This is a genomic window from Clostridium frigidicarnis, from assembly GCF_900111985.1.
GTDB classification, from domain to species: domain Bacteria; phylum Bacillota; class Clostridia; order Clostridiales; family Clostridiaceae; genus Clostridium_Z; species Clostridium_Z frigidicarnis.
This window is the reverse complement of sequence record NZ_FOKI01000002.1, coordinates 82,613-105,220: the sequence shown is the minus strand read 5'-3', so window position 1 is coordinate 105,220 and position 22,608 is coordinate 82,613. Positions and strand designations below refer to the sequence as shown.

Genomic DNA, 22,608 nt, shown 5'->3' with positions numbered 1-22,608 from the left:
GGAGAAACCACATAAAAGCATGTAGTTTCTCCTTATTTTATTTCATGTGCCTTACTCTTTAATATTTTTTATAGGTAATTTTATTATAAAATCACTACCTTCATTTAATTTACTCTCAACTGATATACTTCCTCCATGTAATTCCACAATAGACTTCACTAATGCCAGACCTATTCCACTACCACCTTTTCTACTATCCTTCTGATTATTTGCTTGCTTAAATCGTTCAAATATAAGTTTTTGATCCTCATCACTTATCCCTGTTCCTGTATCTTTAACATGTATTTCGATATATTTTTCATTGTCATATATATTCACAGTAATTGTTCCCCCATCTGGAGTAAACTTTACTGCATTAGAAATTAAATTAACAACACATCTTTCTATTTCAACACCATCACACCAAATTATTTTTTCCTCTATTTCAGGATCTACTATAAGTTCTACCCCATTACTCTCTATATATGATTTCATAGAAAGTGAAATTTCTTCCACAATATAAACTATATCTTGATTTTTGCAGTTTATTTTGTAACTTCCTGCTTCCATTTTCGATGTATCTATAATATCTGTTATTATCCTCAAAAGACTATTAGAATTTTTATTTATTATTTTCATATATTTTTTTACATGTTCTTTAGAAATTCCAATTTCACCCTTATTAAAATTATTTATAAGCTGAACTGTTGATAATATTACATTTAACGGAGTTCTAAGTTCATGAGATAAATTTACAAAATAATCATTCTTATATTTTTCTTGACTTAAAAGCTTTGAATATAAAATTTTATTCTCATCTAACTTATTGTTCAACTCTTTAGTTCTTTGCTTCACCAAATTTTCTAGTATTTTAACATAATTCCATATAATAAATGCAATAATTAATGCTAATATTATATATAAATTATATGCAAAAACCGACTTCCATGGTGGATTATTGATTTCTATATCTAACTGTGTTTCATCACTCCAGGTTCCTCTATTAGTTTTAGCTTTAACTTTAAATTTATAATTACCACCATCTATATTAGTATATGTTACATGCTGCCTATTATTTGTATATATCCATTCCTTGTCTACTCCTTCAAGCATATAAGCATATTTGATACTATTAACATTATTATAACTAGGCACAAAAAAATCTATGGAAAAGTAATTTGAATTGTATTTTAGTTCTATTTTCTCTTGTACGTTTATTTTTTTATCATAAACTTTAAATTCGTCAATTATTACCTTATCCTGACTTGTATTTTCCTCTATATCTTTTGCATAAAAGCTATTCAATCCATTTGTCCCTCCGAAGAACAACTCATCATCATAGCTTTTATATGCCGAAGATCCATTAAACTCATTACCTTGTAATCCATCAGATACACTATATAAAGAAAATATATTATCTTTTTTATCTAATCTACATAACCCATAATTAGTGCTAACCCAAGGATTATCAAATTCATCAATTAAAACCCCATATGTATAGTTGTTACTTAATCCCTCATCTTCTGTATATTTTGTGAAAATTTCTGTCTTAGGATCAAATTTATTAAGACCATACATTGTAGCTATCCACATATTTCCTTCTTTATCTTCAGTTATATCCCTTATTCCATTATTGCTTATTGTTTTTTCATCAATATCATCAGACCTAAATGATTTTATAGAGTTATCCTCTTTATTAAATCTTATAAGTCCACCATAATAAGCTGAACCAAACCACATATTATTGTTATTGTCTCCATAGACAGCCACTATATTTTTATCATCTACACCATTATCTATTAATATTTTATTATAATTTGTGAATTTCTCGTTAGTTAAATCTAGTGAATCTATACCTCTATGTGTTCCTATCCATAAAATATTGTTATTATCAACAAACAATGATCTTATTTCATTACTTATTATTGAATTACCCGAATCATTAGTTTTAAATCTAGTAAATTTTTTATCTTTTTTATTGTATTTGTTTAACCCATCATTTGTGGCAATCCAAATATTATCATCTTTATCTCCTACTATTTCAAGTATCTTATTATCACTTATACTATTTTCATTATTTTCATCATACTTAATATTTGTAACTTGTCCAGTATCTCTATTTATTACATTTAACCCATCATTTATAGTTCCTATCCACAAAAGTCCTTCTTTATCCTTGTATATGCCAGTAACACAATTATCACTTATGCTACTTTTGTCATTAACTTTTCTATAATGATTAAATAAAGGTTTTGGATTGAAAACACTTATCCCTTTTACGGTTCCTACCCATATAGCTCCTGATTTATCCTGATAAATGCTTTTGATATTATTATCAATAATACTTTTATCGTAACACATATTGTTTATATATCTTTTAAAGTTATCTTCTATTTCATTATAAGAACACAGACCTCCTGCAGTACCTATCCATATCTTATTATTAGAATCTTCAAATATACTTTGAACCATATTTGATGCTATACTATTAGCATTATTATTGTCATACTTGTACCACTTAAACTCATTAGTATCCTTATTATACAGATTTAGCCCACCATGTCTAGTTCCTATCCATACTCTTCCAAGATTATCTTCAAGTATTTTATATACCTCATCACAACTTAGTCCATTTTTATCCTCCATATATACTCTTGTACTATCACTTTCTTTGTTATAAACAAATACTCCAGATTTAGTAGCTATCCAAATTTGTCCCAATTTATCTTCACATAAATCAGTTACAAAACTGCTTTCTATAGACTTTTCCATTTCGGGTATATTAATTTTTTTAAACTTATCTCTTTCTCTATCATATTTAATTAATCCATTTTCAGTTCCAATCAAAATTTCCCCATTATTATCCATAAGTATTTTAGTAACATTATTGTTATACATAGGTTCACTATCCATTTGTAAATTATATCTCTTATTGGTTTCTGTTTCAGGATTAAATCTATTAATTCCATTTATAGTTCCTACCCAAAGTTGTCCATCATAATCTTCTACAACGCTAGATATGTAGCTTTCACTTAAGCTGTATATATCATTTTTATTGTACTTATATACCTTAAATTCTTTTCCATTATATTTATTTAACCCATCTCCTGTGGCAAACCACATATATCCATGTTTATCTTGTACTATTCCCTGTACTGAACCTTGTGACAAACCATCATCTATAGTTATTCTATTAAAATTAATTTCATTATTTGATGCCTTTGTATAATACACCTTAACATTTAATAAAACAATTAAACTTATCAAAAATATCATTAAACTTTTAAGTCTTTTTAAATTCAAAATATATTTCCTCCATTAAATCATTCTAATATATAGAATGCCACATTTAACCAATATTTACAATATAATCGGTTAAAATTTATTTTTTACCAAATATTTTTGTGTTTTTATACAAAACCTTTTTATATTTTTATATTTTTTCACAATATAGTTAGTGAATAAGTTGTGTTACCACAAATCATTGTAGCAATTTATTCATTGCTGTATAAAAAAGGCTACACCCTTTTTTAATTGACAATTGAGAATTGACGATTGACGATTATTGTTGAAAGTCACGGACTTCCTAAATATAAAGTTAAAGGTTGAGAGTGGAAAGTTGAAAGTTTAGGTTTTAAAATCTTCCTAAGAAGATTTATCCTTCAATTGTCAATTCTCAATCATCAATTGTCAATTCATTCCAAGCTTCCTAAGAAGATTTCACCCTTAACTTATCACTTGCAACTTGTCACTGACTAAAAATCTCTTTAACCCTAGATTTTGTAAGCATTTTAGGATTAAAAATTTCTATACTATTCTACAAATTAAAAAAGGTAGCATCATAATTTTAATATGTTGCTACCCTTTTTAGATATCTTATTGTGCTAACATTATATCCAATATAACATTATCTGTATTATTCATAGCTTTATTTCCTAGAACACCTAAGTTTTTTATGGTGATTTCAACATCTTCATTTACTATTCCATCTGTAACCTTAGGTGTAATTTTATTCATACCTAGTTTTGCACATTGTATAGCTCCTCCAATACCTGTAGCTATTTTAAGAGCACATGTACCATTGGCTCCATCACATATCATCCCTGAAACATTTCCAATCATATTTTGTATAGAACATTTTATATTTTCCAAACTTCCCCCTAATAGATATGCGATAGCTGCACTAGAACCTGTAGCTGCTGCAATTCCTGCTCCACACAATGGCGATAACCTGCCTATAAATGATTTAAGATGTATTGTAACAAGATTGCTTATTGCTAAAGCTCTAGCCAATTCCTCATCACTCTTACCCAATTCCTCAACTAATACTACCGAAGGCATTGTTGCTGTTATACCTTGATTACCACTTCCCGCCGTAGCCATTATAGGTAGTGAACATCCCGCCATTCTAGCATCTGATGCTGCTGCTGTTCCTGATATCATCTTTGTTTCAATGGAATTACTTAATGATAATTCATTATCTTCATTAATAGTCTTTCCTATAGAAAGTCCATAATTACCACTTAACCCTTCCTGTGAAACTTTTTTGTTAACAATTGCTCCCTGTAACAGAAACTTTATATCCTCATAATCTATTGTTTTTGCAAAGTTATATATTCCCTCAATTGTTATTTCTTTTGACATATCATTTTCATTACAACTATTTTCCTCATTTATTTTATCAAATAAAATTTTCTCATCTAATTCTATTCTAACTATATTATCATGACATGATTTTATTATTACCATTGCCATGTGATTTTTACTCTTGCATATAACTTCTATATATAATTTATCACTTATATCCTTAATTTTTGTTTTTATTTTATTGCTCTCAACCATTAATTTTGCATCTTTTACATGATCTTTTCTTATATTTTTCAAAACTTCAAGTCCTGCATCAGCATCCCCACCTATTGCTCCTAAAGCTGCTGCTATATCAATACCGATGTTATCCGTCCCTGGTATACCTACACCTAAAGCATTTTTTATTATATTTGCACTTAAATTCAGCTCTATGGACTCTACTTTTTCTTTTAACACCTCTTTAGCTTTAGCTGTTGCATATGCTATTGCTATTGGTTCTGTACATCCTAAAGCTAAAACCACTTCATTTTTTAAAAGGTTAATATACACCTCTTTATTCATATAGTTACACCCTCTTTGTTATTTTTTTTCAATGTGCCTTATGTTATTTTTATATAGTTTCTTCTTTATTATCATTATTCTCTTTCATTAAAAAATACACAGGTATTCCTATAATTAATCCACCTAATCCCCATAGAATTTTTTCCATTGAAGATTGTAATAATAACCATCCACTTACAAGTACAGCTAGTATAGGTATAACTGGTCCAAATGGTACTCTAAATGAACTCTTTAATTCTGGTTTTTTCTTTCTTAACACTATAACCGCTAAACAAGTAGGAACATATTGGGCAAATCTTGAAACAACACTTATAGCTGCAAGTTTACTAAAGCTTCCTGATAATGCTATAGGTATTGCTAAAGCTACAGTTATTATAATTGCAACATACGGAGTTCCTCTTTTTCCTTTTTTAGTTATGATTTTAGGCAATAAGCCATCATCTGCTAAGGCAATTCCACTTCTTGGAGTTATAAATGATGCTGCTATATTTATTCCACCTATTGATATTAATGTTCCTGCACTAACTAATGCTGCCCCCATTGGTCCTAAAAATATAGATGTGGCATCTGCAACTGGAGTTGCAGTTTTTGCAAGACCTTCACCTAATATTCCTATTGACACAGCTTGTATTAATAAATATATTAAAGAAACTATTACCATTACTGTTATAATTGCCTTAGGTACATTTTTTTCCGGATTATCCATATCTTCTGCCGCTACAGCTATTGATTCAAATCCTGTAAATGCATAAAATATTAAAAGAGCTGCTGCTCCAAAGGAACCTGATTGATACTCTCCATGTAGAAATACTGGTGTGAAATTACTTCCCTTTATAAAGAATATACCAACAGCTACAAATATTATTAATGGAACCAATTTTCCAACAGTTATTATATTATTAAGAGCTTTTGATATATTTACTCCTATTATATTTATAATTCCAAGCCCAACTAACATACAGACAATAATTATATTGCTTACTGTTTTATCTGCTGCTGGAGCCCATACTTTTGATAATGCTGTAGTAAATGCTGCAGCCATAGCTGCCCAAGCTATTATTCCTATAGCCCATTTCATAAAGCCTACTTCAAACCCTATAAAATCTCCAAATGCTTCTTTTGCATAAACATAAGGTCCTCCATTTTTCTTAAAAAGTCCTCCAACCTCTGCAAAACACATAGCTATACTAATAACAAGTATAGTATCAAATAAAATTACAGCTAAACTTGCAGGACCTATTAATTCCATTGCTTGGTTTGGAAGCAAAAATATACCTGAACCTATGATTGCATTTATTCCTAATAAAACAATACTCCAAAAACCAAGTTTTTTCTTATCATCACCCATTAATGATTCCTCCTTTGATATGTAATTATTTTTTCGATGCTTCTTCAACTAACTTTTTAAATATATTAAGCATTTTTTCATAATTCTTTGCTAACATTTCTGGATGCCATTGAACTCCCATTATAAAATGGTCTCCTATTTTCTCTATGGCTTCTATTGCACCATCTTTAGCATAAGCTGAGGCTATAAATCCTTTTGCTACATCTTTTATACAAAGGTGATGAAAACTATTTATTTCAGTTTCATCTCCTAGTATTTCATTAATTTTTGATCCGGTTACTGTTTTTACTGTATGAGTTGGAACATTAGATAGTGCACCTTGATTATGTTTTATATAGCATCCATCCATCAATGATAAATCTTGATATAAATTTCCCCCATTAACAACATTCAATATTTGATGCCCTCTGCAAATACCTAATATTGGAAGTCTACTATCCATAGCAAATTTTATTAATTTACTATCAAACTCATCTCTCTTAGGTAAAATCCCTCCAAGTTTCATATTAGGTTCTTCCCCATATAATAATGGATTAACATCATGTCCTCCAGACATTATTATCCCATCAATAGTTTCTAATTGAGATTTTATAACTTCTTCATCATAAACCATAGGAATTATATAAGGTATTCCACCTGCATTTACAACGGCTTGAACATAATCATCATTTACATATGCTCTTTCATATCCTGGGAACATTGTATCCCCATCTACAATTAAACTTCCTGATATACCTATAATCGGTTTTTTACTCATTTTTATGTCCTCCTCTATACTCCAACCTTGTGCTTTCCTTATTTATAAAGCAACTTTCATGCCAATCCAATAATTTTCTGTTAATTTCACCTTCTTAAATGGTGAATGCCCCTTCTGTGCAAACATTTTCACCAAATCTTTTTATTTAAGATTTGAAATTGTTAGATTATATATAAAATTCCACAAACTAAAACAGGAACTTAAATTGGCATTTATATTACCTATTTAAGTTCCTATTTTCTATCCTATTCTATATTATTTTCTTAATTAGTTATAATATTTTTTCCAAGCTCTGTCAGTTTGCTTCCTTTTCTTCCAACCGTTGAATCTATAAATCCTAACTCCTTTAGCAGTGATAGTATTTTTTTTATTTCCCCTTCAGATGTCTCTATCCCTTTGTCTGTTAATATATCAAATATTGCGTTTCTTCCTACAGATTCATTTATTGAGTTAAATTTATTAATTATTTTCACTATATCTACACATCTTTCAAAATTACACTTACTTTTTAAAATATAAACACACTCATCATATTCATTTATCTGTTCTTCCTCTACATTAAAAGGTAAGTCTTCATACATTGCAATATCATTACACATTAAAGATATATATGATGCTACATTTTGTAATTCTCTTATATTCCCTGGCCAATTATAATTTAATAGTTTTTTAATAGCATCTATTGAAAATTTTATATCCTTTTTCATAAATTCTTTTAACAGTTCCATTATATCGCCCTCTCTATTTCTTAAAGGAGGAACCCTTAATGGTAAAACATTTAATCTATAATATAGATCTTCTCTAAATTGACCTTTATGTATCATACTTAATATATCCTTATTTGTTGCTGCTATAACCCTTACATTTATGTCAATAATTTTTTCAGATCCTATAGGCATAACTTGCCTTTCTTGCAGCACCCTAAGAAGCTTAGTTTGCAATAACAATGGCATGTCTCCTATTTCATCTAAAAATATAGTACCATTGTTAGCAAGCTCAAATAATCCTTTTTTCCCTTCTTTTAAAGCTCCAGTAAAAGCGCCTTTTTCATATCCAAACAATTCACTCTCCAAGAGGTTTTCTGGCATAGCCGCACAATTTACAGCAACAAATGGCTGTTTAGTTCTTTTAGATTCATTATGTATGGATTGAGCCAATAGTTCTTTACCTGTTCCACTTTCCCCTATTATTAGAACAGTTAAATCTGATTTTGACATTTTTTTTGCAATATCAATACATTTTTTCATAGATTCACATTGTGTTTTTATATCTTGAAAATAATATCTAGCTATTTGACCCTTTGTTTTTATTTGTTTTGTAAAATTTTGCTCTAATTGTTTTATGTATGTTATCTCTTGTACATTATAATAATATCCAAGTCCTGCTATACCAGTTTTGTTTATATTTATATATTTATTTTCAAACTGAAATACCTCATCAATAATTTCTTCTTTTTCTGTAATACCCTCAAGTTCTTCTGTAATTATATCACTTATATTTTTATCTTTAATTTCAGAATTTATATCCATTATTTTTCTAAAACTCTCATTTAATACATTTATTTTACCTTTATTATTAGTAAATATAATTCCATCCTTTGATAAATTTAAAATTGTATCCAACTCTTCAATTTTTAAAAACAGCTCTTTATACTTATCTCTTATCCCCACATCTAAACTCACAATTTTTTCAGAATACTTAACCAGTTTTTTGCTTATCTCAATATTATCTATTCCTAAACTACTAATTATTTGTATAAATGTAGATATATCTATGTATCTGTTTCCTAAATCTATTATAGTATCTATGTAATCTGGAACTCTTTCCTTGACTCCTGGAGTTACCGCTATTTTTATATGAGAATAATCTATCCCTTCATTAAATGCTATAAAATCTAAATGATTAATTCCAATTTCATAAAATAAACTTAAACTTTCATAGGTTGTTTGATCATTATCATTAACAACCAATATTTGCGTACCTTCAGGAATAGATAATATTTTATGTATATCTTTTTGTTGAAATGTTCTATTTAATACTACAATTTTACTTTTTTTACTTACATGTTTTTTCACTTCATAAGCTCTCTCGCTAATCATTACAAGGACAACATCATCATCTATTACATCATATTCATTTAAATTATCTAGAAAATATTTATTCATAATTATTTTATTCCCTAAAACCATTTTTAAGTTTTGCTCAAGAAACTCAACAAGCTGACTTTGTCTGTCTGTTATTATTGCTATAGTTTTCATAACACCCTCCTTAGCACATGAAAGAAAATAACAAGTCAAAGATGCCATGTATATTTCGTGTCAAACAAGGAGGTAATATTAGTTAATAGTACAGGCTATGGGCTAATATTACTGACGAAGTATGGCACAAAATAGACTAGCATACTGACTTGTTACTTTTTGAATGTGCCTAAGGTATCTTTTACTAAGACACCTTATTTATACTTCTAATATACATTATATATCAAAACCTTTAGGCACATGAAAGAAAATAGCAAGTCAAAGATGCCATGTATATTTTGTATCAGACAAGGAGGTGATATTAGTTCATAGTATAAGCTATGGGCTAATATCACTGACGCAGTATGGCACAAAATAGACTAGCATACTGACTTATTATTTTTTTGAATGTGCCTTAATTCCTAATTTAAAATATGTTTTTAGCATTAACATAACCAATCATTGTACCTTTGAAATACCATTTAGCTAATTAATAATTAACATCATAATTCTCTGTGCATAGAACATATTTATCTCTTACATATCCTTCAATTTCTAATGAGTCTTTTATATATCTTATTTTATACCAATTATCTAAATGCTGTATTACTTGTACGTTTTGTCCATTTTCAACACAATCTATGACTTCTCTAGATGTGTTGGCTTCTCTTCTAATATTTAGCAAAGTGCTAATGTTTCTTATTTTCCCATTTATTTCTGTTTTATTTTTTATTTCTTCTACACTGATTTCATCACTTGACTTATTACCATCAGTTTTATTTTCTTGTCCTATTTGTTCTTTAAATTCTCCCCAAAGGTTTGGTCTATCAACGATCATCATTTTCGGACAAGTTTTTCCAGTCACATCATTATGTCTTATTACATTTTCTTTAGATATATGGTATTTTTTCATAAGATGTTTTGTTAATTCTACTGTGTTTTCAAATGTCTTACCAAAATCATTATCTTCATTAACACACATCTCAATTGCAATAGAGTTTTTGTTATTCATTTTATTATTTCTAACTTCTCCAGAATGCCAGCCTAACCAATTGTCTTCTAATACTTGTACTATATTGCTATCATCCACTACATAATGAGCTGATACTTTTGCATCTTTATGATTTGCAAAAAAATCTCTGTTTGCCTGGGCATTTGCTCCCTTAGCCCTATTGTCTGTATCATGAATCACTATATATTTAGGTTTTATTTCAACACCTTTAGTATAATTTATATTTATAAGTTGCTTATTTATTGATATACCATTTATCAGACAATTATTGTTTTCATAAGCATAAGCTATATTTGTAGTAAAAAAGTTTACACACATAACTACACATAAAAATATCATTTTCTTATTATTCATTTATTCTCCTCCAAACACCATTTAATTACTACTTCTTAATTTATTACCATTTTTTATATTTTTAAACATGTCTCTAAGTTTTTTAAACAAAAGCTGCTATTCAATTATTTAAATCACAAGTTGATGTTAAAAACCACTGGCTTTCTAAATTTTTTTATCCTAGAAATCTTTTTAATAAGATTTCATCCTTAGCTTGTCACTTATAACTCATAACTGATTAAAGAATTTTATAACTTTTGTACATAAAAAAGGAGTGTTTCAAAATAATGTATTTTGAAACACTCCTTAACTATCTAATCTTTTACTTTCCCTCTATATAAGCTTCATCAAAGTATATATTTCCCAAAGCTGCAACTCTAACACCTTTTACATAACTCTTTATACCCTTAATTTGAGTATAGTAATAAAGAGGTAATATTGGCATTTGATCTAATAATACATCTTCTGCTTGACGCATTAATTTTTCTCTTTTAACTACATCTATTTCTTTCTTAGCATCAGCTACTAACTTATCATATTCCGGATTACTAAATCCACAATCATTTAATCCTGAAGTAGTTGTCCACATATCTAAGAAAGTCATTGGATCATTGTAATCACCAGTCCATCCATGTCTAGCAATTAGGTAGTTCTTATTTGTTCTAGTGGTTTGGAAAACCTTCCACTCTTGGTTTTGAAGTTCAACATTAATTCCTAAATTTTCTTTCCACATGTTTTGAACTGCTTGAGCCACATCCTTATGAGCTCCTTCTGTATTATACATTAAAACTAATGTTGGGAATCCTTTGCCATCTGTATACCCAGCTTCTGAAAGCAATTTCTTAGCTCCCTCAACATCGCCTTCTGCTTTAAAGTATTCTTTGTCAGTAAAATCTTTACCATCTTGCTTCAACATTCCTACTGGAACATAACCAAATGCTGGAATTTGTTCTCCTTTAGTTACATTCTCAACTATATCTTTTCTATTTATAGCAAGATTAAGAGCCTTTCTTACCTTTGCATCACTTAATGCTTTTGCAGCATCTGGACTTACTTCTTTAGCTTTATCACTTACATTTATAGAATAAAAATAAGTGGCTGTATTTTGAAACTTTGTTGCTAAATTACTTTTCAATGCTCCTTGTATTTCTGGAGTTGGAACTACATCAACCATATCAAACTGACCTGATTGATATCCAGCCCATGCAGATGTAGAGTCAGTTACCATAGACATAACAAGCTTATCTAGTTTAACTCTACCTTTATCATAATAATTTTCATTTTTAATAAAAGTTAAAGAGTCCTTTATTTTCCATTCACTCATTTTAAATGGTCCATTTGAAATGAAAGTTTCTACTTTAGTTGACCATTCCGGGTTATTCTCAACTATTTTTTTATTAACTGGATAATATGTTGCAAATCCAGTTAATTCTAGAAAATACTTTGTTGGGCTTTCTAATGTAACTTGCAATGTGTAATCATCTAAAGCCTTTATTCCTAATGTATCAGGACTTATTTTTCCGTCTTTGTCTGTATTATACTCATGTCCATTTTTAATATAATAAAGTTGATATGCATACTCTGCTCCTGTCTTAGGATTTAATGCTCTTTTCCATGCAAATTCATAGTCATTAGCTGTTACTGGTTCTCCATTAGACCACTTGGCATCCTTTCTTAGATGAAAAGTATATTGAAGTCCATCATCTGTAATTTCCCATTTTTCAGCACCACCTGGAATAGCCTTGTTGTCTTTATCTAATCTGCAAAGTCCTTCAAATGTATTTGCAAGTACAATACCTCCATCTGAAGATGTATTTAAGGCCGGATCTAACGTCTTTGAATCTGCACCTAAGTTGTAAGTTAAAACTTGATCATCCTTTTTATCAGAGCTTGCTGATTTTGATCCGCCACACCCTGCTAAAACAGATATACCCATTGTTGCAATTAAAACTATGGCAAATATCTTTTTTAATTTACTTCTTTTCATGTTTATCCTCCTTTATTGTAATTTCATATATAAAAATTTACTTATATAAAGTAAACCTTTAGCTAAGAATTAATCAAATAAATGACAAGCAACAAATCTTCCTGGTTCTACTTCTTTAAGTTCTGGGTCAATTTCACTACAAATAGGTTTTGCATATCTACATCTCCCCTTAAATCTACATCCTGGCGGAGGATCTATTGGAGATGGAATATCCCCTTGAAGAATTATCCTCTTATTTTTTTTAGCTAGCTTAGGATCAGGTATAGGTACTGCTGATATAAGAGATTTAGTATATGGATGTAGTGGTTTATTATATAGTTCATTACTTTTTCCTTTTTCAACTAGTCTTCCAAGATACATTACTCCTATATGAGTAGATATATGCTTAACCATAGATAGGTCATGTGCTATAAATAAATATGTTAAATTCATATCTTCTTGTAATGCTTCTAACATATTTATTATTTGCGCTTGAATTGATACATCTAAAGCAGATATAGGTTCATCACAAACTATAAAATCAGGCTCAACAGCTAAGGCCCTGGCTATTCCTATTCTTTGTCTTTGCCCCCCTGAAAATTCATGGGCATATCTATTTATATGATCTCCTGTTAGTCCAACTTTATCTAAAAGAAATCTTATTCTATTTGTCTTTTCTGCTCCAACAAACAACTTATGCACATCTATAGCTTCAGCTATAATATCTCCAACAGTCATTCTTGGATCTAAAGATGCATAAGGATCCTGAAATATCATCTGCATATTTTTTCTTAGTGGCACCATTTCTTTACTAGATTTTTTTGTTATATCTTCTTTATTAAATATAATTTGCCCTGAAGTAGGTTCATATAATTTCAAAATAGTTCTTCCTGTAGTTGTTTTTCCACATCCAGATTCTCCAACTAAACCTAATGTTTCTCCCCTATTTAATTCAAATGAAACATTATCCACAGCCTTAACAAAGCTTTTCTTAGCAAATAGTCCTTTATCAGCAGGGAAGTATTTACTTAAATTCTTTATTTGTAATATCATTTCTTTATTTTTTTTCATTATTCTTCCCCCTTAATTGGTACTTCTACTTTTGGTGCTTTTTCATGATTTAACCAGCATGCTGCATTATGTCCTTCATCAATTGGAAATAATGGTGGTTGTTTTTGAATACATATTTTCATGGCATAATTACATCTTGCTGCAAATGGACATCCTATTGGTGGTTTTAACAGATCCGGTGGCTGACCATCTATAGGTTTCAATTTTTCCCTAACATCACTTTTATGATTAGGAACACTCTTTAATAACCCCCAAGTGTAAGGATGTCTTGGCTTATAAAATATATCATCAACTGTTCCTGCTTCTACAATTATTCCACCATACATTACATTTATCCTTGAGCATAAATCCGCAACAACTCCAAGGTCATGGGTAATTAATATTATTGCTGTATTCAGTTTATCTTTTAAATCCTTCATTAAATCTAATATTTGAGCCTGAATTGTAACATCCAATGCTGTTGTTGGTTCATCCGCTATTATAAGCTTTGGCTCACATACCAAGCTCATAGCAATCATTGCTCTCTGTCTCATACCACCTGAAAATTCATGGGGATATTGCTTAATTCTTTTTTCCGGGCTAGGAATACCAACTAATTTCAGCATATTTAATGCTATATCCTTGGCTTCATTACTATTAAGACCTCTATGTTTCATCAAAGGTTCAACTAACTGATTTCCTATTGTATATACTGGATTTAGCGATGTCATAGGGTCTTGAAATATCATCCCTATATCATTTCCTCTTATAAGTTCCATGTCTAAGTCCTTTGCTTTTGAAATATCTTTACCATCAAAAATAATTTGTCCATAATCAACTCTTCCATTTTCAGCTAACAATTTCATAATAGACATCATTGTTACACTTTTTCCACATCCTGATTCTCCTACTATTCCTAAAGCCTCGCCCTTATTTAGATAGAAGGAGACTCCTCTAACCGCCTGAACCACTCCAACGTTTGTTTCAAAAGAAGTTTTTAAATTCTTTACTTCTAACAATTTCTCCATATATTCTCCCCTCCTACCTTTTATTCTTTGGATCTAATGCTTCAGTCAATCCATCTCCAAATAAGTTAAATGCCAAAATAATTATACATATCATTAAAGATGGGAAAAATAATTGATATGGAAATACATATATAGCTGGCATAGCTTCATTAGCCAAAGTTCCTAATGATGCTAGTGGCGGAACTAATCCTAGTCCTATAAAGCTTAAAAAAGCTTCTGTAAATATAGCAGATGGAATTAATAAAGTCATTGTGACTATTATTGAACCAACACAATTTGGAATTAAATGCCTTAAGATAATCTTTGCATTGGATACTCCAAGAGATTTTGCCGCAAGCACAAATTCTTGTTGCTTTAATTGAAGCACTTCACCCCTAACTATTCTTGCCATACCAATCCAGTAAGAAATAGATAAGGCTATTAATATAGTCCCAAGTCCACTACTTCCTCCACCTGGTTTATTAAGTATTGCCATAAGTATAATTACATATATCGTTAAAGGTATTGAGTATAATACATCTACAAATCTCATCATTACATTGTCAACTTTTCCACCGAAAAATCCAGATATTCCACCATATAAAACTCCAATACCAATATTTATTATTGCTGCTAAAAAACCTATAATCAAAGAGTACCTGGCACCATACATAACTCTAACAAATATGTCTCTACCAAGTTGATCTGTTCCAAACCAATTAGTTCCAGAAGGACTTAGGTTTGTCATTTTAAGATCTGTAGCATCATATCTAAAACCTGAAATCATTGGTACAAATACTGATAGTATTACTGTTATAGTTATTATTATTAAAGAAATAAGTGCTGTTTTATTACTTTTAAGTCTTGTCCAAGCATCTTTCCAATACCCTATACTAGGTCGTACAATATTTTCAACCTTCTTCTCTTCAGCTGATAATGGAGAAAATAATTCTTCGCTAATGTCTATTTTATAATCAAAATTTTGGTCCACATCATCACCTCCTATCCTTATGAATTTTCTAATTTAATTCTTGGATCTATAAATCCATACATAATGTCAACCAAGAAATTACATACTATAACCAATGTACAGTAAAATACAGTAACTCCCAATAACATACTATAATCTCTATTGGTTACAGATTGTATAAATTCATTTCCTAGTCCTGGTATAGCAAATATTTTTTCCACTACAAAGCTTCCAGTTAAAACGCCTGCAACTAGTGGTCCTAAATAAGTAACTATAGGTATTAATGAATTTTTTAAAGCATGTTTAAATATGACTACCTTATTACTTAAACCTTTTGCTCTTGCAGTTCTAATGTAATCAGCTTTTAATACGTCTAATAGCCTACTCCTCGTCAATCTAGTTATAAATGCCATAGAACTACCTGCTAATGCTATCACTGGCATTATACAGTTTTTCCAACTATTAAATCCCGTAGCTGGCAATAATTTTAGCTTAGCTGTAAATACATAAATCAGCAGCGCTGCTATTACAAAGCTAGGTATTGTTATTCCTAACGTGGCTATTATCATGCATAAAGAATCTGGCCATCTACCTCTGTTTAATGCAGCTACAACCCCAAGAAGTACCCCTATTATTAATGAACAGAGAACTGCTATAAGCCCAATCTTTGCTGATGCTGGAAATGAGTATGCAATAGTATCTGCAACATCTCTTCCCTTAAAAATCATAGAAGTTCCTAAATCACCATGTAACAAGTTCTTCATATACAATGTATACTGATTACCTAGTGATTTATCGAGACCATATTTAACCTCTAGGTTCGCCCTAATTTCTGGTGTTATTTTTTCACCATCAAAGGGACCTCCAGGCATAAGCCTCATTAAGAAAAATGTCAAGCTAATTATAACCCAAATCGTTAAAATACTGGCTAACAGCCTTTTCCCAATATACTTTAGCATATAATACCTCCATTCCAATTTGTTTTTATTGTTATAGTATATTAATAAAAATACATTTTATTCCATTTTTTTATATTGTAATGTTATTTGTTGCAAATTTTTATCATGTTTCTTTAGTTAATTCTTGCTTAGACATTCTATTACACCACATTTTAAGTTCACAACATTTATTTCTACCAATATATTTTTCCAAAAAAATTAGCCTCATTAAATGAGGCAACTAAAAAGTTGCATCTATTTAACGAAGCTTAATTTGCAATATTTAACCCACTCATATGGTTTGCTTGATTTTTATTGTTTCAATTTCCCATTTTTTAGTATATGGGAGTTGTTACTGTACCTAGTCATCGTATAAATAAGAAAAACACCAGGCATTAACCTAGTGTTTTTCATGTACGAGATAAGTCTATAAGCCGAGTTCTGTATTTGACAATCATCTATCTAGGCCTATTGTTACCAATAAGCTCAAGCGACACACCCGGAGACGGGACGGGCAGCCCCATTTGCCTCTCTATTCGGTCTTGCTTCAGGTGGGGTTTACATAGCCGCGAAGTCACCAACGCGCTGGTGAGCTCTTACCTCCCCTTTCCAGCCTTACCAGTTAGCTAAAAGCTAAACTCATGAAGAAAAACTTCATTCTGGCGGTATATCTCTGTTGCACTATCCTTAAAGTTGCCTCCACTGGGAGTTACCCAGCACCCTGCCCTACGAAGCTCGGACTTTCCTCCCCTGAAATTACTCAGCGGCGATTGTCTGGCTTACTCGCAAGATTTATATTATCATATAAATTAATTAAATGCAAATTTTTTTAATAAATACTATATGGATCTTTACTTTTTTCTGATATAAATACTTCTATACTTTCATCATTTTCTTTAAAGTATGCCTGTATCTTCTTTGATATTTCTTTAAATAATGGCCATTCTGAACTAAAATGACCTATGTCCATTATAGCCATGCCCATTTCATTATAATCACTTGCAAAATGATATGAAGTATCTCCTGTGATTACAAGGTCTGCTCCCATACTTTTTGCTTTTTCAAAAAAACTTTCTCCGCTTCCATTGATTACTGCAACAGTTTTGATACTCCTATTCATATCTCCTACAACCTTTATGAATCTAACTCCTAAATTCATTTTTACAAGTCTACACATTTCCTTCAAAGTCTTTTCTTTATCTAAGTTTGCTATTCTTCCTATTCCGCTACTGTTATCATTTATATTTTTATCCATTATCTCGCTATCTTTCAAACCTAACAACATCATTATTATGTCATTCATACCACCATTTACAGAATCTAAATTAGTATGAGCCGAATAAAGATTTATATCATTCTTTATAAGTTCTAATATTTTTTTTCCTTGTAATGTATCATTTGTAATGCTGGATGGCTTTTTAAATAATAATGGATGGTGAGTTATAAGTAAGTTTACCTCTTTTTCTTTAGCTTCTTTTATAACCTCTAAAGTTGCATCTAAAGCTATTAAAACTTTCTTAACTTCACACTCTCTATCCCCAATTTGAAAACCTACATTATCATAACTTTCTTTTAAATCCTCTGGAGCTAATAAATTCATATATCTTATAAATTCTTTAATTTTCAAAGACATTCTTTAATCCCCTCTAACTTATTAATTTTAAATTCAATATCTTTCTTTCTTCTTAATGCACTTTCAGTTGTATCTCTTATTTTATCATTTATAAGTTTATACCTTTTTATTTTATCACATATATATTGCTTCATAATAGGATGCTTTGTTTTAACTAGATATTCACTAATCTCATAGTATATTTCATTTTTCTCTATAGGATTTTTAAACTCTTGACATTTTACTTTCATTATCTCGTAATATATTCCTTCATCTATACATAAATCTTCTTTTATAATTTCTAGTCCTTTTTCAAAAATAAATTTTCTTAATACCTCTGGGTTTTGTGTTGGCTGCAAAATTGCAAAATCTAAGTTTTTAAAAACATCGTATCCTTGCAAAATTATATCTCTTATTAAATTTCCGCCCATTCCTGCAATAACTACGCCTTGCACTTCCCCTACTTTTAAGGTTGTAAGACCAGGTCCCAATCTGCATTCTATTTTATCTTTCATACCTTCCATTGATACATTTATCCTTGCCTTTTCAACGGGACCTTTATTTATATCAGATGCAATTGCATTATTACATATATTATTCTTTATAACATCAAGAGGTACATATCCATGATCCGTACCTATATCTGCAATACTTTCACATTTATCAATTAAATTAACTATAGTTTTTAACCTTGCGCTAATGTCCATGAAACTATCTCCTTTTCTTTTTAACCCTATTAATTGCTAGGTTTTAATATGTATTATATCATAGCATATGTACCAAGTGGATTCTAAGCTTTACATGGAGTGTACTAAGAGAATACTTAACTTCTTCATCTTAGACTTTGTAAAGTTCACCCTAGCACCCATCAGTACTTATCACAAGCATACATATCCCACTTAAGAAGTGAACTATTTAGCAAATAGGATTAAATAATTGTTTTTCTTCACTTGATGCTTAAATTTAAAAATTATTATTCAAAAAGTTTTTTAATTTTGTTTATGCATTTTCAATTATTAAATTACAAAGAAAAAAGCACCGATAAGGTGCTAATCTAAATAATCTTTTAATTTTTTACTTCTACTTGGATGTCTAAGTTTTCTTAAAGCTTTAGCTTCAATCTGTCTTATTCTTTCTCTAGTAACGTTGAACTCTTTTCCAACTTCTTCAAGAGTTCTTGCTCTTCCATCATCAAGACCAAATCTTAATCTTAATACTTTTTCTTCTCTAGGAGTTAATGTATCAAGAACATTTATTAACTGTTCCTTTAACATAGTAAATGCTGCTGCTTCAGCTGGAGCTAGTGCATCATCATCCGGTATAAAATCTCCAAGATGGCTATCCTCTTCTTCTCCTATTGGAGTTTCTAGTGATACTGGCTCTTGGGCTATTTTCATTATCTCTCTAACCTTATCTACTGGCATTTCCATTATTTTAGCTACTTCTTCTGGTTGTGGTTGTCTTCCCAATTCTTGTAAAAGCTGTCTTTCTACTCTTATTAACTTATTTATAGTTTCAACCATATGAACAGGTATTCTTATAGTTCTTGCTTGGTCTGCTATGGCTCTTGTTATTGCCTGCCTTATCCACCAAGTTGCATAAGTAGAAAATTTGTATCCTTTTCTGTAGTCAAATTTTTCAACAGCCTTAATAAGACCTAAATTTCCCTCTTGTATTAAGTCAAGGAATAACATACCACGACCCACATACCTTTTTGCTATACTTACAACCAATCTTAAATTGGCCTCAGCTAACTTTTTCTTGGCATAATTATCTCCCTCTTCTATTCTTTGAGCAAGACTTATTTCTTCATCTGAAGATAACAATGGAACTTTTCCTATTTCTTTTAGATACATTCTTACTGGGTCATCTATTGCAATTCCTTCTGGAATTGATAAGTCTAAATCCTCTTCCTCAGAATGAGCTTCCTCACCTGCCTCACCAATAACCTCTACACCCATTGACTCAAGCACTTCATATATTTTTTCAATTTGCTCTGGGCTTAATTCAACATCATCTAATTCATCCATTATTTCTTTGTAAGTCAAAGAACCACTTTTCTTACCTTTATCTATAAGTTTTTTAACCACAGCCATCTTTGTATTTTTATCTTTCATGTTCTTGCCTCCCTCCGGTCATAAGCTTAACTAACCTCTTCCTGATTGTTTTTGTAATTCTTTAAGCTTCTGAACATATTTTAAGGTTTCTTCTATCATACCTTTTTTCTCAAACTCTTTAATTTTTTTCTGGACTAAATTTATATTTTCTTCAAGTTTGAAATCTCTTATTTCATATATATAATCTTTAATAAGCTTTTCTCGTTGCCCTTCATCACACATGAGAGTAATTTCATTTAAATTTATTAGTTCCTTGGTAGTATCTACATCACTACACTTGCTTTCCACAAATTTTAATCTCTCATTATATTGACTTATTTTATGGCTTTCTATAATAAGCTTATAAAGAATTTTATGAGCATTACTTATAAAATCTTCCTCATTTATGTTATTAGAAATAAACTCAAAATATTCATCCTCTAAAAGAAGTTTTAAAATACTCCTAGCAGCCTTTGTATAAGCTGACTCTACATATAATTTTTGTCTAAAATTCTCTGAAGTATTCATATTTCCATTTTTTGAGGATGCCTTTTTTAATTCTTCCTTTAACATATCATATATAGCCTCTTCTTTTATCCCTGTTTCTTCTGCAATTTTTCTAATATAAACATCTTTTTCTATACTATCCAAGTCTACAAATATCTCAGAAGCTTTTCTAGTGTACCTAATAATGTCTTTTTTGTCTGAAAAATTTATTCCTTCTTTTGCTTTATTAAGCCTATAGTCTACTAAAGGTTCTGCTTTTTCTACTAATTTCAAAAAAGCCACTTTACCATTTGCTCTTATAAATTCATCTGGATCTTTACTATTTGGAACTGATAAGACTCTAACATCGAATCCAGTACTTCTTAGTATATCTAACCCTCTCAAGGTAGCCATTTGACCTGCTAAATCAGCATCATAAGATATAATTACCTTATCAGCATATCTTTTTAACAATCTTGATTGATTTATTGTAAGCGCTGTTCCTAAGGATGCCACAACATTTGTTATACCATATTGATGAAGTGCAATAACATCCATATATCCTTCTACTATTATAAAAGTCCTATTATGATTATTATCCTTTAAAGCAAAATTTAATCCATAAAGGTTAGTTCCTTTATGAAAAGCTAGTGTCTCTGGCGAATTTAAATATTTAGGCTTTGAATCATCTAAAACTCTTCCACCGAATGCTATTACTCTTCCTCTATAATCAAAGACTGGAAAAATAACTCTATTTCTAAATCTATCATAACAATTACCCTTTTCACTTTTTATTATAAGACCAGCTTCTATAAGCATTTGTTCATTATAACCTTTAGATTTCAAGTAATTCATAAGAGAATTCCAACTATCAAAAGAATATCCTAATCCGAATCGTCGTATAGTTGCCTCTGTAATCCCTCTGTTTAGAAAATATGGTTTCCCAATATTATTTTTTCTTTGAAGATTACCAAAAAAGAATTTTGCTGCTTCTTTATTTAGTAAATATAACTTATCTTTTTTATCGCTATAAACTTTAGCTCCTGGATTATCTTCTATTGTTATATTAGCCTTTTCTGCTAAATACTTTATCGCTTCAATATATGATAAGTTTCTATTTTTCATTACAAACGTAATAACATTACCAGCTTCACCACATCCAAAACATTTAAAAATCTGTTTTTCACTTGACACACTAAAAGAAGGAGTCTTTTCACTATGAAACGGACAAAGCCCAACATAGTTTCTTCCACTTCTTTTTAAACGTACAACCTCTGATATGACATCCACAATGTCATTTTGATCTTTAATTTTTTCAATTATATTATCTGGTATCAATAAAAATCCCACCCGAAACAAAATAATTATAAATACATCTCATTTAATGAATACATTTCAAATGAGGATTTATTGCAACAAGTTTTATTATATTCGACATAAACTACTGTATTCCTTCTTTTTTGATAAAAATTTATGTCTTTTTATATTTAAAACATACTTTTGTTTAATATATATATTCTTTATATTTTCTTAATTTCCTTCAATAAACTTGAAATTTTATAATAATCCTCTCAAATGTTAGTTTATCCAAAGAATATATGTTTTTATTCCAAAACAATATGTTTTATTGCGAATTTTGTTAATTTTCTCAAATCTTTAGTTGTTTTTT

Annotated in this window: 15 protein-coding genes and 1 other RNA gene; all 16 read right to left on the bottom strand. The window is 29.9% G+C overall.

Annotated elements, in window-relative coordinates; all coding sequences use genetic code 11:
- Nucleotides 1-51: 51 nt before the first annotated feature.
- Nucleotides 52-3,282 carry a ligand-binding sensor domain-containing protein gene (locus BM119_RS01575; protein WP_090038243.1) on the bottom strand — a complete coding sequence of 1,077 codons (3,231 nt, stop codon included), beginning with the start codon at nt 3,280-3,282 and terminating at the stop codon, nt 52-54.
- A 573-nt stretch (nt 3,283-3,855) separates the two neighbouring features.
- The gene (locus BM119_RS01570) at nt 3,856-5,127 is read right to left on the bottom strand and encodes an L-cysteine desulfidase family protein (RefSeq protein WP_090038240.1); all 1,272 of its coding nucleotides are present in this window, start codon (nt 5,125-5,127) and stop codon (nt 3,856-3,858) included.
- A gap of 49 nt (nt 5,128-5,176) precedes the next feature.
- On the bottom strand, nt 5,177-6,475 hold the full coding sequence (locus tag BM119_RS01565) for an APC family permease (RefSeq protein ID WP_090038239.1): 1,299 nt from the start codon (nt 6,473-6,475) through the stop codon (nt 5,177-5,179).
- Nucleotides 6,476-6,500: 25 nt separating this feature from the next.
- On the bottom strand, nt 6,501-7,232 hold the full coding sequence (locus tag BM119_RS01560) for a gamma-glutamyl-gamma-aminobutyrate hydrolase family protein (RefSeq protein ID WP_090038236.1): 732 nt from the start codon (nt 7,230-7,232) through the stop codon (nt 6,501-6,503).
- A 263-nt stretch (nt 7,233-7,495) separates the two neighbouring features.
- Nucleotides 7,496-9,490 (bottom strand): sigma-54 interaction domain-containing protein, encoded by a 1,995-nt coding sequence (locus BM119_RS01555; RefSeq protein ID WP_090038234.1) that lies wholly within the window; start codon nt 9,488-9,490, stop codon nt 7,496-7,498.
- A 469-nt stretch (nt 9,491-9,959) separates the two neighbouring features.
- On the bottom strand, nt 9,960-10,835 hold the full coding sequence (locus BM119_RS01550; RefSeq protein ID WP_090038231.1) for an N-acetylmuramoyl-L-alanine amidase: 876 nt from the start codon (nt 10,833-10,835) through the stop codon (nt 9,960-9,962).
- Nucleotides 10,836-11,136: 301 nt separating this feature from the next.
- The gene (locus BM119_RS01545) at nt 11,137-12,801 is read right to left on the bottom strand and encodes a peptide ABC transporter substrate-binding protein (protein WP_090038228.1); all 1,665 of its coding nucleotides are present in this window, start codon (nt 12,799-12,801) and stop codon (nt 11,137-11,139) included.
- Between the two features lie 69 nt (nt 12,802-12,870).
- A complete protein-coding gene (locus BM119_RS01540) occupies nt 12,871-13,851 on the bottom strand; it encodes an ABC transporter ATP-binding protein (RefSeq protein WP_090038225.1) in 981 nt (326 codons plus the stop codon).
- Nucleotides 13,851-14,858, bottom strand: a complete 1,008-nt coding sequence (locus BM119_RS01535; protein ID WP_090038222.1) for an ABC transporter ATP-binding protein — start codon at nt 14,856-14,858, stop codon at nt 13,851-13,853. Before BM119_RS01535 ends, BM119_RS01540 begins: the two co-directional genes overlap by 1 nt.
- A 13-nt stretch (nt 14,859-14,871) precedes the next feature.
- Nucleotides 14,872-15,828, bottom strand: coding sequence for an ABC transporter permease (locus BM119_RS01530; RefSeq protein WP_090038219.1), 957 nt, complete (start codon nt 15,826-15,828; stop codon nt 14,872-14,874).
- 17 nt (nt 15,829-15,845) lie between these two features.
- A complete protein-coding gene (locus BM119_RS01525) occupies nt 15,846-16,766 on the bottom strand; it encodes an ABC transporter permease (RefSeq protein ID WP_090038217.1) in 921 nt (306 codons plus the stop codon).
- A 392-nt stretch (nt 16,767-17,158) separates the two neighbouring features.
- Nucleotides 17,159-17,531: RNase P RNA component class A (gene rnpB, locus BM119_RS01520), an RNA gene on the bottom strand.
- Between the two features lie 43 nt (nt 17,532-17,574).
- Entirely contained in the window at nt 17,575-18,372 is a 798-nt protein-coding gene (locus tag BM119_RS01515; RefSeq protein WP_177199286.1) for a Nif3-like dinuclear metal center hexameric protein, read from the bottom strand.
- Entirely contained in the window at nt 18,369-19,064 is a 696-nt protein-coding gene (locus tag BM119_RS01510; protein ID WP_090038211.1) for a tRNA (adenine(22)-N(1))-methyltransferase, read from the bottom strand. The genes BM119_RS01515 and BM119_RS01510 overlap by 4 nt, the downstream gene beginning before the upstream one ends.
- 342 nt (nt 19,065-19,406) lie before the next feature.
- Nucleotides 19,407-20,474: an RNA polymerase sigma factor RpoD gene (rpoD, locus tag BM119_RS01505; RefSeq protein WP_090038209.1), complete on the bottom strand. Its 1,068-nt coding sequence runs from the start codon at nt 20,472-20,474 to the stop codon at nt 19,407-19,409.
- A gap of 30 nt (nt 20,475-20,504) precedes the next feature.
- On the bottom strand, nt 20,505-22,289 hold the full coding sequence (dnaG, locus tag BM119_RS01500; RefSeq protein WP_090038208.1) for a DNA primase: 1,785 nt from the start codon (nt 22,287-22,289) through the stop codon (nt 20,505-20,507).
- Nucleotides 22,290-22,608 lie beyond the last annotated feature (319 nt).

Bases quoted from the DNA above. Each gene is read 5' to 3' on its own strand.
- BM119_RS01510 (WP_090038211.1), bottom strand. From the start codon at position 19,064: ATGGACATTAGCGCAAGGTTAAAAACTATAGTTAATTTAATTGATAAA.
- BM119_RS01570 (WP_090038240.1), bottom strand. From the start codon at position 5,127: ATGAATAAAGAGGTGTATATTAACCTTTTAAAAAATGAAGTGGTTTTA.
- BM119_RS01550 (WP_090038231.1), bottom strand. From the start codon at position 10,835: ATGAATAATAAGAAAATGATATTTTTATGTGTAGTTATGTGTGTAAAC.
- BM119_RS01555 (WP_090038234.1), bottom strand. From the start codon at position 9,490: ATGAAAACTATAGCAATAATAACAGACAGACAAAGTCAGCTTGTTGAG.
- rpoD (WP_090038209.1), bottom strand. From the start codon at position 20,474: ATGAAAGATAAAAATACAAAGATGGCTGTGGTTAAAAAACTTATAGAT.
- BM119_RS01545 (WP_090038228.1), bottom strand. From the start codon at position 12,801: ATGAAAAGAAGTAAATTAAAAAAGATATTTGCCATAGTTTTAATTGCA.
- BM119_RS01535 (WP_090038222.1), bottom strand. From the start codon at position 14,858: ATGGAGAAATTGTTAGAAGTAAAGAATTTAAAAACTTCTTTTGAAACA.
- BM119_RS01525 (WP_090038217.1), bottom strand. From the start codon at position 16,766: ATGCTAAAGTATATTGGGAAAAGGCTGTTAGCCAGTATTTTAACGATT.
- BM119_RS01560 (WP_090038236.1), bottom strand. From the start codon at position 7,232: ATGAGTAAAAAACCGATTATAGGTATATCAGGAAGTTTAATTGTAGAT.
- BM119_RS01540 (WP_090038225.1), bottom strand. From the start codon at position 13,851: ATGAAAAAAAATAAAGAAATGATATTACAAATAAAGAATTTAAGTAAA.
- BM119_RS01565 (WP_090038239.1), bottom strand. From the start codon at position 6,475: ATGGGTGATGATAAGAAAAAACTTGGTTTTTGGAGTATTGTTTTATTA.